Annotated in this window: 11 protein-coding genes and 4 tRNA genes; 2 read left to right on the top strand and 13 right to left on the bottom strand. The window is 46.6% G+C overall.

The features are described 5' to 3' along the window. Positions 1 to 86 precede the first annotated feature (86 nt). The 9 genes from ACZ5DR_RS02235 to ACZ5DR_RS02275 all read right to left on the bottom strand — a co-directional run bounded on the left by ACZ5DR_RS02235 (position 87) and on the right by ACZ5DR_RS02275 (position 7,363). A tRNA-Arg gene (locus tag ACZ5DR_RS02235) sits at positions 87 to 163 on the bottom strand. A gap of 23 nt (positions 164 to 186) precedes the next feature. Then, positions 187 to 263, bottom strand: a tRNA-Arg gene (locus ACZ5DR_RS02240). Between the two features lie 60 nt (positions 264 to 323). Beyond that, positions 324 to 400, bottom strand: a tRNA-Arg gene (locus tag ACZ5DR_RS02245). A gap of 5 nt (positions 401 to 405) precedes the next feature. Then, positions 406 to 495, bottom strand: a tRNA-Ser gene (locus ACZ5DR_RS02250). A gap of 62 nt (positions 496 to 557) precedes the next feature. Beyond that, on the bottom strand, positions 558 to 743 hold the full coding sequence (gene csrA, locus ACZ5DR_RS02255) for a carbon storage regulator CsrA (RefSeq protein WP_377364083.1): 186 nt from the start codon (positions 741 to 743) through the stop codon (positions 558 to 560). Between the two features lie 135 nt (positions 744 to 878). Further along, the gene (locus ACZ5DR_RS02260; protein ID WP_377364085.1) at positions 879 to 2,120 is read right to left on the bottom strand and encodes an aspartate kinase; all 1,242 of its coding nucleotides are present in this window, start codon (positions 2,118 to 2,120) and stop codon (positions 879 to 881) included. 43 nt (positions 2,121 to 2,163) lie between these two features. Further along, positions 2,164 to 4,782, bottom strand: a complete 2,619-nt coding sequence (gene alaS / locus ACZ5DR_RS02265) for an alanine--tRNA ligase (protein ID WP_377364087.1) — start codon at positions 4,780 to 4,782, stop codon at positions 2,164 to 2,166. A gap of 226 nt (positions 4,783 to 5,008) precedes the next feature. Beyond that, complete coding sequence (gene alr, locus ACZ5DR_RS02270; RefSeq protein WP_377364089.1) at positions 5,009 to 6,097, bottom strand: alanine racemase; 1,089 nt, start codon at positions 6,095 to 6,097, stop codon at positions 5,009 to 5,011. 9 nt (positions 6,098 to 6,106) lie between these two features. Beyond that, positions 6,107 to 7,363: a D-amino acid dehydrogenase gene (locus ACZ5DR_RS02275; protein WP_377364091.1), complete on the bottom strand. Its 1,257-nt coding sequence runs from the start codon at positions 7,361 to 7,363 to the stop codon at positions 6,107 to 6,109. A 178-nt stretch (positions 7,364 to 7,541) separates the two neighbouring features. Between ACZ5DR_RS02275 and ACZ5DR_RS02280 the strand changes: the two genes are divergently transcribed. Further along, a complete protein-coding gene (locus tag ACZ5DR_RS02280; RefSeq protein WP_377364093.1) occupies positions 7,542 to 7,994 on the top strand; it encodes a regulatory protein RecX in 453 nt (150 codons plus the stop codon). On the opposite strand, the gene ACZ5DR_RS02285 is transcribed toward ACZ5DR_RS02280, so the two are convergent. From ACZ5DR_RS02285 to ACZ5DR_RS02300, 4 genes are all read right to left on the bottom strand, one after another. Beyond that, entirely contained in the window at positions 7,991 to 9,493 is a 1,503-nt protein-coding gene (locus tag ACZ5DR_RS02285) for a V-type ATP synthase subunit I domain-containing protein (RefSeq protein WP_377364095.1), read from the bottom strand. The genes ACZ5DR_RS02280 and ACZ5DR_RS02285 overlap by 4 nt on opposite strands. An 87-nt stretch (positions 9,494 to 9,580) precedes the next feature. Then, complete coding sequence (locus tag ACZ5DR_RS02290) at positions 9,581 to 10,966, bottom strand: SLC13 family permease (protein ID WP_377364097.1); 1,386 nt, start codon at positions 10,964 to 10,966, stop codon at positions 9,581 to 9,583. Positions 10,967 to 11,218: 252 nt separating this feature from the next. Next, positions 11,219 to 12,280 (bottom strand): recombinase RecA, encoded by a 1,062-nt coding sequence (gene recA, locus ACZ5DR_RS02295; protein WP_377364099.1) that lies wholly within the window; start codon positions 12,278 to 12,280, stop codon positions 11,219 to 11,221. 105 nt (positions 12,281 to 12,385) lie between these two features. Further along, complete coding sequence (locus tag ACZ5DR_RS02300) at positions 12,386 to 12,865, bottom strand: CinA family protein (RefSeq protein ID WP_464543850.1); 480 nt, start codon at positions 12,863 to 12,865, stop codon at positions 12,386 to 12,388. Between the two features lie 87 nt (positions 12,866 to 12,952). Here ACZ5DR_RS02300 and mutS point away from each other — a divergent pair, with 87 nt between their 5' ends. Further along, positions 12,953 to 15,580 (top strand): DNA mismatch repair protein MutS, encoded by a 2,628-nt coding sequence (mutS, locus tag ACZ5DR_RS02305; protein WP_377364103.1) that lies wholly within the window; start codon positions 12,953 to 12,955, stop codon positions 15,578 to 15,580. Positions 15,581 to 15,628: the final 48 nt, after the last annotated feature.

The raw sequence follows: 15,628 nt of genomic DNA on the forward strand, positions 1-15,628 counted from the left end.
TTTGATCAGAAATAAAAGAATGAAATCTAAATTTGAAATATCTAGAAGGGATTAAACGAAAGGAAAACTTAGGAGAATATTAAGTGTGGCGCATCCGGGAGGATTCGAACCTCCGACCGCTCGGTTCGTAGCCGAGTACTCTATCCAGCTGAGCTACGGATGCGTAACTACTTAATTGATGTTAGATGGCGCATCCGGGAGGATTCGAACCTCCGACCGCTCGGTTCGTAGCCGAGTACTCTATCCAGCTGAGCTACGGATGCGTAATCTAATTTTTCGAATTAAGATGGATAGCTCTTTATTCGTCACTTGTTAACACGTAATGGCGCATCCGGGAGGATTCGAACCTCCGACCGCTCGGTTCGTAGCCGAGTACTCTATCCAGCTGAGCTACGGATGCGTAAATGGCGGAGAGTGAGGGATTCGAACCCTCGATGAGTTTCACCCCATACTCCCTTAGCAGGGGAGCGCCTTCGGCCACTCGGCCAACTCTCCGAAACAAGTGCCGCGTATTATAGAGACACCAAATGTGTTGTAAAGACTTTTTTTAAAAAAAATTAATCTTCTGTTTGTTCGTCTTGTTCTTTCTGAATGCGAAGGTAGATTTCTTCACGGTGCACAGAAACATCTTTTGGTGCATTGATACCGATACGAACCTGATTACCTTTTACACCTAGTACAGTGACAGACACTTCATCACCAACCATAAGTGTTTCACCTACACGACGAGTTAAAATAAGCATAGCATTTCTCCTTAAATATCCTTGTGAGACATTGGAAATCCCTGACTACTTTGTAGGGATTTCCTTACAAGACGAATTGTAGCCGCTCTCTAACCCCGAATCTACCCATGCACCAGATGATCTTGTGTCAAAGTGTTACGCTTCGCTAACACCTGCATCTGCTTCGTTAAGTTTGAATGCAGAATGTAGAGCTCGAACCGCTAACTCCATATATTTCTCATCAATGATTACAGAAACTTTAATCTCTGAGGTAGAGATCAACTGAATATTGATGGACTCATCAGCTAAAGCTTTAAACATAGAGCTGGCAACACCCGCATGGGAGCGCATCCCCACCCCAACGATAGACACCTTAGCGATCTTATCGTTTGAAATAACTTCTTTCGCTTCCAGAGACTCAGCAACCCCCTTCAGAACAGAGATCGCTTTCTCATAGTCGTTACGATGCACAGTAAAGGTAAAATCCGTTGTGCCGTCCACAGAGACGTTCTGAACAATCATGTCCACTTCGATGTTCGCATCACTTACAGGACCAAGAATCTTTGATGCCACACCTGGAATATCAGGTACGCCCTTAAGAGTTAATTTGGCTTCATCACGATTAAACGCGATACCAGAAACAGCAGGCTGTTCCATATTTTCATCTCCATCAGTAGTAATAAGCGTCCCTTCTCCTTCAATGAAGCTAGATAGGACACGTAACGGAACTTGGTATTTCCCCGCAAACTCAACAGAGCGGATTTGCAGAACCTTTGAACCTAAGCTGGCCATTTCCAACATTTCTTCAAAGGTGATTTTTTCTAGACGACGGGCACTGTCTACCACTCGCGGATCCGTGGTGTACACGCCATCTACGTCAGTATAGATTTGGCACTCATCAGCTTTCAAAGCAGCGGCCAAAGCCACCCCCGTGGTATCAGAGCCACCACGTCCTAGCGTTGTGATATTGCCCTGAGCGTCAGCCCCTTGAAAGCCAGCCACAACCAGCACCTTGCCTTCAGCCAGATCCGCTTGCATGGCTTCCGTATCAATACTCTCAATACGCGCTTTACCATGGGCATTGTCAGTCGTGATTCGCACTTGGCTACCGGTATAAGATTTTGCCAATAGACCGCGTTTCATCAACGCCATACTCAGTAGGGCGATAGTGACTTGCTCACCAGTAGACAGAAGCACATCCATTTCACGCTCATTTGGCGTGTTTTGGACACTCTTTGCCAACTCGATTAAGCGGTTTGTCTCACCACTCATTGCTGACACCACAACAACGATGTCATCACCTTGCTGCTTGTGCTTAAGCACTCGGTCTGCCACCGCTTCGATACGTTCAACAGAGCCTACCGAGGTGCCACCATATTTTTGAACTAACAATGCCATTTTCTAAACTTCCACTAAAAAGCGCCCCGTAGGGCGCATAAAACTAAACTCGCTCGCTCACCCATTCAGGCACTAGCGATAACACTTCAGCAACCCCTTCGGGTTTGCTTCCGCCTGCTTGAGCCATGTCTGGACGACCACCACCGCGACCATCCACATAAGGCGCAGCCATTTTAATCAGATCGCCTGCTTTGACTTTCGCTGTTAGCTCTTTCGTCACACCAGCAATCAAGCTCACTTTGCCATCATTAACAGCCGCCAACAGGATCACCGCGGATTCAAGCTTACTCTTTAACTCGTCCAGTAGATCTCGCAGCCCTTTTGGATCGTCAATCTCAACTTGCGCCACCAACAACTTACCGCCGTTGATTTCCACCGCTTGAGACGCCAAATCAGCGCCAGCTTGAGCCGCCAACTTAGATTTTAGCTGATCGATTTCTTTTTGCAGGGCACGAGCCTGATCATTAAGCGCCACTACCTTATCCAAGGCAGCCTCTTTGCTTGCCTTAAATAGCCCAGCAATCTGAGCCAAAGTCGCATCCGTTTGACGGGTTGCATCAATTGCCGCTTTACCTGTTATTGCTTCAATACGGCGTACACCTGCAGCAATACCACTTTCCTGAACGATCTTAAACAGGCCAATATCACCGGTACGCTTAACATGTGTACCACCACACAACTCAATGGAGTAATCAGACCCCATGGTCAGAACTCGAACTTGCGCTTCGTATTTTTCGCCGAATAGAGCGTGAGCGCCTTTCGCTTTGGCCGCTTCAATGTCCATGACTTCGGTAATGGTTTCATGGTTCAAGCGCACCTGCTCATTTACCATATCTTCCACTTGTTCTAGCTCTGCTGCAGTCAGACCTTCAAAATGAGAGAAGTCAAAACGTAGACGCTCCGCATTGACTAAAGAGCCCTTCTGCAACACATGATCACCCAACACACGGCGCAATGCTTCGTGCAATAAGTGAGTCGCTGAGTGGTTTAGTGCCGTAGCATTACGTAAAGAACGATCCACTTCCGTGGTGACCACGTCACCGACTTTCAAAGCGCCTTCACGAACTTCCACATGATGCAAATGCACCTTGCCTTGCTTAGTAGTATTGCTCACTTTTACGGCAGCGGGACCACGGAACCAACCTTGATCACCCGCCTGACCACCAGACTCTCCGTAGAAAGGAGTTTCTGTTAGCACGACCAATCCTTTTTGACCTTGCTGAAGCACTTCAACCGAAGCACCATCAACTAGAATCTGCTCAACAGGGCTTTGACCTTCAAGGAAAGAGTAGCCTGTGAATTCTGTCTGACCGTCCACACTGACAGAACCAGACATATCCAAACTGAAGTTACTCGCAGAACGGGCACGGGCACGTTGCTCTTCCATGGCCGCTTCAAAACCTGCCTCGTCGATTTCAAGACCTGCTTCACGGGCAACATCATTCGTCAAATCTGCAGGGAAGCCATAGGTATCGTAAAGCTTAAAGATAGTCGCTCCTGGAATGACTTTGCTATCACCAAGGTTAGCAATATCTTCTTCAAGGATGCGCATCCCTTGATCTAGGGTTTTCGCGAACTGCTCTTCTTCTTTGAGTAGAATAGAGGCAACGCGATCAGCCAACTTACGTAGCTCTGGGTAGGCTTCGCCCATTTCCGCATCCAGTGCTGCCACTAGCTTATGGAAGAATGGCTGTTTTTGGCCCAGTTTATTTCCATGACGTACAGCACGGCGGATAATACGGCGCAATACATAACCACGTCCCTCATTAGATGGCACAACACCATCCACAATCATGAAGGAACAGGAGCGAATATGGTCAGCAATAACCCGCAGTGACTGAGAAGAAAGATCTTCTGTCCCCACAGCCAAGGCAGCTGCCTTGATTAGATTTTGGAACAAGTCGATTTCGTAGTTAGAGTGTACCCCCTGCAAAATAGCAGAAATACGCTCAAGCCCCATTCCAGTATCAACAGAAGGCTTAGGCAAATTCGCCATCGTGCCATCTGCAGAACGATTGTACTGCATGAATACAACGTTCCAGATTTCGATAAAACGGTCGCCATCTTCTTCAGGAGAACCTGGAGGCCCACCCCAAATATGCTCACCGTGATCGTAGAATACTTCGGTACATGGACCACATGGCCCCGTATCACCCATTGCCCAGAAGTTATCTGATGCATAACGGGCACCCTTGTTGTCACCGATACGGATGATTTTTTCCGCTGGCACGCCGATTTTGTCTTTCCAAATACCATAGGCTTCATCGTCTTCCGCATAGACAGTGACGAGCAGCTTTTCTTTTGGCAAACCTAAAACACCGGTTAAAAACTCCCAGGCGTAAGAGATAGCCTCTTCTTTGAAGTAATCACCAAAGCTGAAGTTACCCAACATCTCAAAGAATGTATGGTGACGGGCGGTGTAACCTACGTTTTCAAGGTCATTATGCTTACCACCGGCTCGCACACAGCGCTGGGACGTCGTCGCTCGCGTGTATGGACGTTTATCAGCCCCTAGAAATACATCTTTAAATTGCACCATACCCGCGTTTGTGAACAACAGGGTCGGATCATTGCCCGGAATCAGTGAGCTGGATTCCACGATCTGGTGCTGCTTGCTTTCAAAGAAAGACAAAAATGACTGGCGTAACTCAGAACTCTTCATAATTGGATGAGACTCTATCTCTAAATATCTGGCGAATTGAATTGCGTCAAAGCCTCCTTAAGAAGACACTTTGGCAATTAAAAGGTAGAAAATAGTACACGGAAAAGGCGTAAATGATCAAAACCTAAAGAACAGATTTTGCGCTTATTTTTAGCAATCCCTCCCAATTACCCATGATTTAACATAAGTAATTGGGAGAAAACCGTCAGAAAGGAGGTAAAAGAGGTTACGACTCGCTGGTATAAACCAACTTAGGTCGAGTCGTCATGCGTGTAACCAGCTCATAGCCGATGGTATCTGACCAGTACGCCACCTTCTCTACTGGCATACCTTCACCCCAAAGTACCACTTCATCACCAATCGCCAAGGACTGATCTGTGTGGCTAAATTTGGCGGTGATCATGTCCATAGACACACGCCCTGCCAGCTCAGCAGGTTTGCCGTTAATCAACAAAGGGGTGCCTGCTGGTGCGCTACGTGGATAGCCATCCCCGTAACCAATGGCAATCGTACCTAACTCATGATCTTCCTCAGCCTGGTAACCTAACCCATAACCCACTCGATCACCGGCCACCAAAGAGCGAACAGAAATCACCTTGGACGTTAAAGTCATAGCAGGAGTCAATCCCAACTCGGCACCGCTCAATTCGGAAAATGGGGAAATGCCGTACAACATAATCCCAGGACGAATCCAGCCATTTTCAGGCACACTCCATTTCATAATGGCCGCAGAGTTCGCCACACTGGACCCGATCTCACCAATCAATTGGCGAGCTTGCTCAAAGTAAGTGAGCTGCTTCATGGTGGTTAAGTCTGCCAAGTCATCTGCACAAGAGAAGTGTGTCATTAGCAAGACCTCACCTACTTTCCCTGAAGCCCGTAAAGCATGGACATAATCGTCTGCGACTTCCTTGGTCACACCCAAACGATGCATCCCTGAATCCAATTTCACAAAGATTTTTTCAATCTGGATATCACGCTCGAGCAAACCATGGAGTTGGACTTCATTTTCTACGGCAGCCCAAAAACCATGTTGCTGACACAACTCCCATTCGGAGTCTTCAAAGACACCTTCCAAAAGCATGACCGGTGATTCAATACCGGCTTCACGCAATTCCAAAGCCTCTTCGATCGTAGCGACGGCAAAGGCATCCGCCTCCTCGTCGAGAAAAGTTGCAACACGAACGGCACCATGGCCGTAGGCGTTACTTTTTACGACAGCAAAAGCATGACAAGTAGGATGCAATTGCTTTGCATAGCGGTAGTTTGACAGGATCGCGTCTAAATTGACGGTCGCTGTAAGTGGCCTAGACATCTGCGCCCCTTAATGTGCGTAACGTTTAACTGCAAGATCCGATGAGTCGATCGCAGTCTTCTCACCTAACATGATATCAGCAATCAGTGCTGCAGATCCGCAACTCATGGTCCATCCTAAGGTTCCATGCCCAGTATTTAGGAATAAACCCTTAATCGGCGTTCCACCGACCACTGGCGTGCCATCTGGCGTCATGGGGCGCAATCCAGTCCAATATTCCGCTTCTGATAAATCCCCTCCTTGAGGAAAGACATCACCGACCACATGAGCAATCGTATCCGTTCGGACTTTTGGCATTGTTAGATTATAACCCGTTAGCTCCGCTGTACCTGCCGCACGAATGCGATTTCCCAATCGAGTCACCGCCACCTTGTACGTTTCATCCATAATGGTTGACGTCGGTGCAAACTCAGATTGTGTGATTGGCACCGTCAAGGAATACCCTTTTACAGGGTAAATGGGCACATCCAAATCAATCGCTTTGAGCAACTCTTTGGAGTAGCTACCAAGACACACCAACACCTGATCAAAGTTAAGCATAGCTTCTTTAGTTTGTACGCCCTTGATAGCACCTTGATTGATTTCCAGACGTTCAACGGAAGTATTGAACTTAAAATCCACTCCAAGCTTGTCGCACTCAGCCTTTAGCGCTTCACAAAACATATAGCAATCACCGGTTTCGTCTCCCGTTAATCGCAATGCACCTTTAAACTTATCAATCACAGGTGCCAACCCCGGCTCGACTTTAAGAATATCAGCGGGGGTTAACTCTTCATGAGGCACTCCCAAGGCCTTGAGCACCTTGATATCTTTTGCGGCGCCTTCTACCTGCTCATCCGTACGAAACAGTTGTGTGGTACCACCTTGCCCATCGTCATAACGAATGCCCAACTCTTTGCGCAAATCAATAAAGCAATCACGACTGAACTCCGCTAAAGCCATCATTCGAGATTTATTTACGTTATAGGCTTGATTGGTGCAGTTAGCCAACATCTTGGTCATCCAAAGCAACTTTTTAACTTCTGGCTCTGGGCTAATTTTCAGCGGCGCATGCTTTTGCATCAACCATTTGACGGCTTTCATTGGTATCCCAGGAGCCGCCCAAGGGGCAGAGTACCCGGGAGAAATCTGACCTGCATTGGCAAAGCTTGTTTCCAAAGCCACACCTGGCTGACGGTCCAAAACTGTCACCTGCACACCTTGCTTTGCTAAATAATAGGCAGACGTCAAACCCACAACCCCTGCCCCTAAGATACAAACATTCATAGCGAACCTCCAAAAGAACTATCCACTATTCTTCCAAAAGATAACTAGAATTTCTCACCATATTTAAAATCATATAAAGAATTAAAAACCATAAGATCAACACTAAACAGATAATCATATAATTTATCAATTCAAATTATTTCAGCTATAATCTTTCCTTTTGCAGTACCAATATCCTATGACTCATCAAGCTTCCGCCTACAACCACGCCTTATGGCTGTTAGGCGCCCGCGAACACTCTGTTCGAGAACTTCAACAAAAGCTAAGTCGCAAAGAGTTTTCGGCTGAGGACATTCAAGCGGCTATCGACAAACTCATCGAATATAACTACGTCAATGATCAGCGTTTTGCTGAAGCCTTTGCTCGCAGCAAAGCCGCAAAACCACTGGGCAAGCAACGCATCCTGAATGAACTTAAAATGAAAGGCATTGATGAGGCATCCGCTAAGCAGGCACTCAATGCTCTGGAGGCTGATTGGTTTGAATTAGCTCTAGAGTTAAAGCTTAAAAAATTTGGAGAAGCTGTCAGTCGCGATTATAAAGAAAAAGCCAAACAAACAAGGTATTTGGCTTACAGAGGGTTTGGCTTCGACGAAATCAAACACGCCATCGAATACAGAGAAGAGGATTAAGACATAAGAGAATTAAGGTAACGCTCCTCCATGTTCACGTAATTTGCCTGAACCGTATCAATTTTAGCATCCAGATCAGCTATTTTTTTCTGCAACAGCAGGACTTCTTCGTTATCATCAGCACCAGAATCAAGCTGATCCAACAAACGCCGCTTTTCGTCTTCAAGCTCTGCATTAATCTCTTTTAAATTCTCAATTTCTTCTTGCTCTTGAGACGTTGGAACTACCTCTCCCACGTCTCCATTTAAGCGCTGAGTTAATTGATCGTACTCCAACTTAGCCTTATCCAAGTCTCGCTCAAGCACATTCACATATAACTCTGAGTCATCCACCATCTTCTTAAGGGAAGCAAGTTTTTCCAGCTGTTCACTTTCAAATTCTTCGTAGTCCTTATGGAATGGCATTGCATCGATAAAGCCAGACAAGGCTTCTACCGAGTCATACTCATTAGCCAACGCCTCTTGAGCAGACATCACACTAACTTCATCTTTAGACTCAAGCTGAGCACCTTTCAAGCGCAACGCTTCCTCACGCTTACGTACATCCACATTCAAGTTGTACTTGATGGTCTGCAAGCTCTCTAGCTTATTTTCGAGAGACTTTATTACGCGATTACTTTCTAACAAACTCTTCTCGAAACGCGCAAAAGCAATGTCGTATTCCGCTAAATGATCGTCCTTACCATGGGCAACTTCACGCTTTTGACTGACACGATCCTTTAGCTCATTGATCACAGAGGCGCGGTAATCTGCTAAATGCTGTAGCTCGTCTACCTTATCATCCAACTCTGTACGCATAGGCGCCAAGAAACCATCGGAGGAAGTTTCACCTAAGAACTCAGATAATGCATCTAAATACTGCTCACTGGAGCTGTTGCCAGCATCAGCTTTCAAACGCTCACCCAATTCATACATGGAAGCCAACTCTGCACGAACACTGGCAAGCTCTTGGTCGACTTCATGTTCTTCGTTAAGTTTTTCCTGCTGCTTATCAAGCTTGGCATTTAGATCGGCCGTAATATTCATTTGATCAAATACCAAGTCGCCAGTGTGCTGAATCACCTTATTGAGTTCTTTCAGCAGATTGTTACTAACAGATAAACGTTTAAGTAAGACATCAATCTCTTGGGCTTGCTGCAGTTGCTCTAAGACAAACTCGAACTGACTCAGGTATGGCGTGACATCCTCGTCATCCCCAGAGAGCAACTCACGCTCAATACTCAGGAACGTATGCCAACATTTTAGAGAAAGATCTTGCTGCTCCTCGGAAAGCTGTTCACAGACTGCAAGCTGTTGATCCAATAGCGCCAACCAATGGCTATTTTGAGACAGTTGATCATCTGTGACAGCCTCATCATCAAAGTCCTCGGAGTCTTCAACTGAATCAACAGGCGTTTCAACTTTGGATTTTTGCTTGACGCGCCAGTACCACACACCGCTTGCAATAAGCAGTAGAGCAGACACTCCGGTTGTGATCATCAACACAAACACCAAATTCATCGAGAACACCTAGTCATCCTATCTTCCCTTTAGAATAGTTGTTTAAAAAATAAGACTCCACACAGCGTACTATTTTTAACAGTCGAATTACCAAAATGTCACAGCAATCAAGCTTAACAATATGATGCAGACAAGGTTTAAAACAAAACCTACCCGCATCATCTCGCTCTGATTTATATGCCCTGACGCAAACACAATAGCGTTAGGAGGGGTTGCCACTGGCAACATAAAGGCACAAGAAGCGGAGATGGCAATCAACACAGCTAGAATCACCGGAGATACTCCGAAGGCCTCAGCCAAACCGCTGAACACAGGAATTAATAACGCTGCACTGGCAGTATTGCTAGCAAATTCCGTTAGAAACACCACAAACGCTGCAATAACTAGGATTACTACCACAATATTCAGATCTGCAATCAAGACGCTCAGCTCGTTCGCAAGAAACATGCTAGTACCCGTTTCCCGCAAAATATTACTTAAACAAATCCCACCTCCGAATAAGAGTAACACCCCCCAATCTGCGGTTTTCTCCACATCCTTCCATTTCGCAGCCCCAGAAAAACACACCAAGATAATCGCTCCGAGAGCAATAATTGTGTCAAAGCTTTTGATTCCCCCTAGCATGCCATTAATCGGCTTACTAAAGATCCACATAAAGACGGTTAAGAAGAAAATCACCAAGGTTAGTACTTTACCTTGGCTCCAGACCACAGGTTCCACATTAAGATCAAAACCACCACGAAGGTCAGGTTTCAAAATCAAATACAGCAAGGCAACGGCAATGGGTAGTAAGATCAAGGACACAGGCAAACCAAATGCCATCCACTCAGAGAAAGACAATCCTACCTGGGCCGCAGCAATAGCATTTGGCGGACTCCCCACCAAGGTGGCAATCCCACCAATGCTGGAACTGTAGGCAATCCCCAATAAAACAAACACATAGGTACTGTGGCCACGCTCCTGATCCACCTTGCTTAAGATACCCAACACCAAAGGCAACATCATAGCGGCTGTGGCCGTATTACTGATCCACATAGACAGCACCGCCGTTACACCAAACAGCATAAAGATAGCGAGATTCATCCGCCCTCGCGCCATTTGCAATACCTTATCGGCAATGACCCTATCCAAACCTTGTACTCGCATGGCTGCGGCCAAGGCAAAGCCCCCTAAGAACAGAAAAATAGTGGCATTTGCGAAATTATTCAGCGCCGTTTGCGTATTAAAAACACCAAATAAAACCGCCATAACAGGAACCAAAATAGCGGTGACCGTGACATGCAAAGCTTCTGTTAACCAAAGAATGGCGACAAACACCAATATACTTAAGCCAAGCACCACATTAGACTCAAAGGGTAAGGTGTTATAAAGCAACGCAAACAAAAGCACATCGAACACAACAATTAATGACTTGATATTAAAAACACCAGTGGCCGAGCTAACGACTGGCCGTGAGGAAGGTTTACTACTCATTCTTATATTCCTTTATCGGAGTAGCCAAGCGTGATCATCATGCTTGAACAACAATTAAACAACAAGCCCAGCATTAAAACGGTCTATTGGGGTTCACAGCAATGCTAGAAGTGGGAAAAATATGTCAGATTCCATCCTGATTGACATTTAACATAAGTACTCTTCAAATCACCGATGAACCCACCTCTGAAACAAAAAAAGCAGCCTATTGGCTGCTTTTTTAGAAATCGAAAGTATCTGGAAACGTTAGGACTAAAGGTCTAACTCAGCATTTTCAGTTGAGTCAGCCTCTGCCGCAGCTTCTTCTTTGGTGGCTTTTTTCACTAACAGGGTTTCACGAATCTTAGCTTCTACTTCTTGAGCAATCTCAGGATTGTCCGCCAAGAACTGAGCAGCATTCGCTTTACCTTGACCAATCTTATTGCCATTGTAGGCATACCAAGCACCGGACTTATCAACGAATCCTTGCTTCACACCTAGATCAATGATCTCACCCATACGGTAAATACCCGCACCATACATGATCTGGAATTCAGCCTGTTTAAATGGCGGCGCAATTTTGTTCTTCACAACTTTTACGCGGGTTTCGTTACCAATGACTTCATCGCCTTGCTTAACAGAGCCGATACGGCGAATATCCAAACGTACGGAGCTATAGAATTTCAGTGCATTACCACCTGTAGTGGTTTCTGGAGAGCCAAACATGACACCGATCTTCATACGAATCTGGTTAATGAAGACAACAAGACAGTTAGCATGCTTGATAGAGCCAGTAAGTTTACGCATGGCTTGCGACAAAAGACGCGCCTGAACACCGACAGAAGAATCACCCATCTCCCCTTCAATCTCAGACTTAGGCACCAAGGCTGCAACCGAGTCAACAATGACTACATCTACACTGTTAGAGCGTACCAACATGTCACAGATTTCTAGGGCTTGCTCACCCGTATCTGGCTGAGAAACCAACAGGTCACCAATGTTAACACCTAGCTTTTCCGCATAAGACGGATCTAAAGCATGCTCGGCGTCGATGAAGGCACAGGTTTTACCTTGCTTCTGAGCTTCTGCGATAACACTAAGCGTTAATGTGGTTTTACCTGAAGACTCAGGACCATAGATTTCACAAATACGGCCATAAGGCAAACCACCAGCACCCAGTGCAATATCAAGACCTAGAGAGCCAGTAGAAACGGTTTCGATGTCCAGCTTTGCGCCTTCACCCATCTTCATGATGGCGCCTTTACCAAACTGACGCTCGATTTGAGAAAGCGCTGCGTCTAACGCTTTTTTCTTGTTGTCTGCTGTAGATGCCATATCAAAATCCTAGTGGTATTTACCTGTAAATTTAAACTGAGACTAATGTAACGCGTTTTAAAATTGCACTCAAGAAAATACTGTATAAAAACACATGCTTTTTATTTAGAGTGACAACACACCTTCTAACGCACGTATCACAGTGGCATCACGAATCCCTTTACGATCACCGGAAAACAGGCATCTTTCGACCTGAGCTGGCTGGCCTTTATGTTGCCACCCAATATACACACAGCCGACAGGCTTTTCCTTCGAGCCGCCCCCTGGTCCAGCCACTCCGCTAACCGCCACAGCAATATCACCACCGAGCGCCAAGGCTCCGGCACACATTTGTACAACGGTTTCTTCACTGACTGCACCGTGTGTGGCGAGGGTTTGTTCTGATACCCCCAACCCACGGACTTTCGCTTCATTCGCGTAACTCATGACACCGCCGAAAAACCAAGCGGAGCTGCCAGCTAATTCAGTACAACTGGCCCCAATTAAACCACCGGTACATGACTCAGCCGTGACCAACATCTTACCGTCTGCTGTCAATGCTTCTGCGACTTTGACGACCAAATCATGAATGATTGCTTCACTCACTTCCATCACTCCCTTAAATCTGATGAGATTTTCCCTTAGAATATCCGCCCTGTTTCACACACACAAATACACAACGCGAGCCGCTGCATGAGTCAACACGACAAAGACAACCACACCCCCATGATGCGCCAGTATTTTGGCTTAAAGTCGCAGCATCATAACCAGCTGCTATTTTACCGCATGGGCGATTTTTATGAGTTGTTTTACGACGATGCAAAACGCGCGGCAGAGCTACTGGATATCACGCTGACGGCCCGCGGGCATTCCGGGGGTAAACCCATTCCTATGGCAGGAATCCCCTATCATGCAGCGGAAAACTACATTGCCCGCCTTGTTCGCATGGGAGAATCCGTAGTCATCGCTGAACAGACTGGCGATCCAGCCACCAGTAAAGGCCCGGTCGAACGTCAAGTCGCCCGTATCGTTACCCCTGGCACCATCAGTGATGAAGCTTTTTTAGAGGAAAAGCGAGAAAACCTACTTCTATCTATTGCCCACGTACAACGCAAAGGGCTGGATGTCTTTGGCTTTTCTTATTTGGATATGGCCAGTGGTCGCTTCTGCGTATTTGAAGTGGATGGCTTTGAAGCGCTAGCTAGCGAATTGCAACGCCTAACACCTAAAGAAGTCCTGATTTCTGAAGACTTCCCTGCTCGAGACCTCATTACCCTTGAGCGCGGCGTGAGCGAATTGGGCCCATGGCATTTTGACTTCGACTCCAGCTACCGCCAACTCATCCAACAATTCAATACAAAAGACCTATCTGGCTTTGGCTGTGAAGCCATGAGTGCGGCCATCGCTTCCGCAGGGGCACTGCTCCAGTACGCCAAAGATACACAAAGGTCTGCACTACCCCATATTCAATCCATCAGCGTGGAGCAGCGGGACAATTCGGTACTCATCGATGGCGCTACTCGTCGTAACTTAGAGATCGACCAAAACTTAAATGGCACCACAACCAACACCCTAATGAGTGTCATTGATAGCTGTGCTACCCCGATGGGATCCCGCTTACTTAAACGCTGGCTGCACACTCCTATTCGTGACCTAGATGAAATTAATGCTCGTCAGGACGCTATCGGAGCGCTACTCGAAGGCTTCCATTTTGAAACGTTACACGACAGCATCAAAAAGATCGGCGACCTAGAACGTATTCTATCCCGCGTTGCCTTACGCTCCGCACGTCCGCGAGATTTGGTTCGTTTACGGATGGCATTAGAAGCGATGCCCGCCATTCGCGATCAATTAGACCAAGTTAGCAGCAGCACTCGTCTGACGCTTCTAAAAGACCGCTTAGTAGAACTACCAGAACTGACTCAGGAGCTAACGAACGCCCTAGTGGAAAACCCACCTTCGGTCGTACGTGACGGAGGAGTCATTGCATTCGGTTACGATGAAGAACTGGACGAACTGATCTCCTTGTCTACCAATGCGACAGATTACTTAGCTGAAATGGAACGCCGAGAAAAAGAACGCACCGGCATAGCCTCTTTAAAAGTAGGCTTCAACCGAGTGCACGGTTATTACATTGAAATCAGCCGCTTGCATTCTGATCAAGCGCCAGCTGAGTACATTCGCCGACAAACATTAAAAAATGCCGAGCGTTTCATCACACCTGAATTAAAAGAATTTGAAGACAAGGCCCTGAGTGCAAAATCCAAAGCCTTGGCCCGTGAAAAGCAACTTTATGAACAACTTCTAGACAAACTTAATGATGAGCTAGGGCCGCTTCAAACAGGTAGCCAAGCCGTTTCCCAGCTTGACGTACTACACTGTTTTGCAGAACGAGCAAACCGCTTGAGCTTTGTGCGACCAAGCCTACACAATGAGGGAGGCATTGCTATCCAAGCGGGCCGTCATCCGGTTGTCGAATCCGTCATTACCGATCCCTTTATCCCCAACGACTTAGAGCTCAACGATGGCCGTAGCCTACTCATGATCACTGGTCCAAACATGGGCGGTAAATCTACCTATATGCGCCAAATAGCCATTATTACCTTGCTTGCGCATACCGGCTGCTTCGTCCCAGCGGAGTCCGCCTCCATTTCTGTTGTGGATCGCATCTTTACCCGTATGGGTTCATCTGATGATTTAGCTGGCGGGCGCTCCACCTTCATGGTGGAAATGACTGAAACCGCAAACATTTTAAATAACGCCACCAAAGACAGCTTGGTACTCATGGATGAGGTAGGACGAGGCACCAGTACTTTCGACGGTCTCTCTCTGGCTTGGTCGGCGGTAGAATATCTGGCTAATAACTTGGGTAGCTATGTGCTTTTCGCAACCCACTATTTTGAATTAACCACCTTAGCGGATCGCCTTCCAAACGCGGCAAACGTTCACCTAACGGCCACCGAGTACGAAGACGAAATTGTCTTTATGCATCAGGTGCATGACGGCCCTGCAAGCCAGTCGTATGGTTTACAGGTGGCGCAATTAGCAGGCGTACCAAGAGACGTTATTATTGAGGCGCGCCAAAAACTTACTGAACTGGAGCAAGACAGCTTCAAAACTGCACCTGAAATCAGCCCCGAGCCAGTGAAAAAATCCGCACCAAAAGCCAAATCAGCAGCAACTCAGTCTCCCATGCAGCCAGACATGTTTGCCTTGGACGAGCAAAATGAGTTGAAAGAAGCGATCAAATCACTGGATCTGGATAACACAACTCCCCTTGAAGCCCTAAATATGCTTTATAATCTTAAAAAGGATCTTTAGCAGCATAAGCTAATGACAGATAAATTTAGAGCGATTAGCATTTCTCCC

The sequence above is a fragment of the Marinomonas vaga genome (assembly GCF_055388305.1).

Coding starts and splice junctions, on each gene's coding strand:
- csrA (WP_377364083.1), bottom strand. CDS start 743: ATGCTTATTTTAACTCGTCGTGTAGGTGAAACACTTATGGTTGGTGAT.
- ACZ5DR_RS02260 (WP_377364085.1), bottom strand. CDS start 2,120: ATGGCATTGTTAGTTCAAAAATATGGTGGCACCTCGGTAGGCTCTGTT.
- alaS (WP_377364087.1), bottom strand. CDS start 4,782: ATGAAGAGTTCTGAGTTACGCCAGTCATTTTTGTCTTTCTTTGAAAGC.
- alr (WP_377364089.1), bottom strand. CDS start 6,097: ATGTCTAGGCCACTTACAGCGACCGTCAATTTAGACGCGATCCTGTCA.
- ACZ5DR_RS02275 (WP_377364091.1), bottom strand. CDS start 7,363: ATGAATGTTTGTATCTTAGGGGCAGGGGTTGTGGGTTTGACGTCTGCC.
- ACZ5DR_RS02280 (WP_377364093.1), top strand. CDS start 7,542: ATGACTCATCAAGCTTCCGCCTACAACCACGCCTTATGGCTGTTAGGC.
- ACZ5DR_RS02285 (WP_377364095.1), bottom strand. CDS start 9,493: ATGAATTTGGTGTTTGTGTTGATGATCACAACCGGAGTGTCTGCTCTA.
- ACZ5DR_RS02290 (WP_377364097.1), bottom strand. CDS start 10,966: ATGAGTAGTAAACCTTCCTCACGGCCAGTCGTTAGCTCGGCCACTGGT.
- recA (WP_377364099.1), bottom strand. CDS start 12,280: ATGGCATCTACAGCAGACAACAAGAAAAAAGCGTTAGACGCAGCGCTT.
- mutS (WP_377364103.1), top strand. CDS start 12,953: ATGAGTCAACACGACAAAGACAACCACACCCCCATGATGCGCCAGTAT.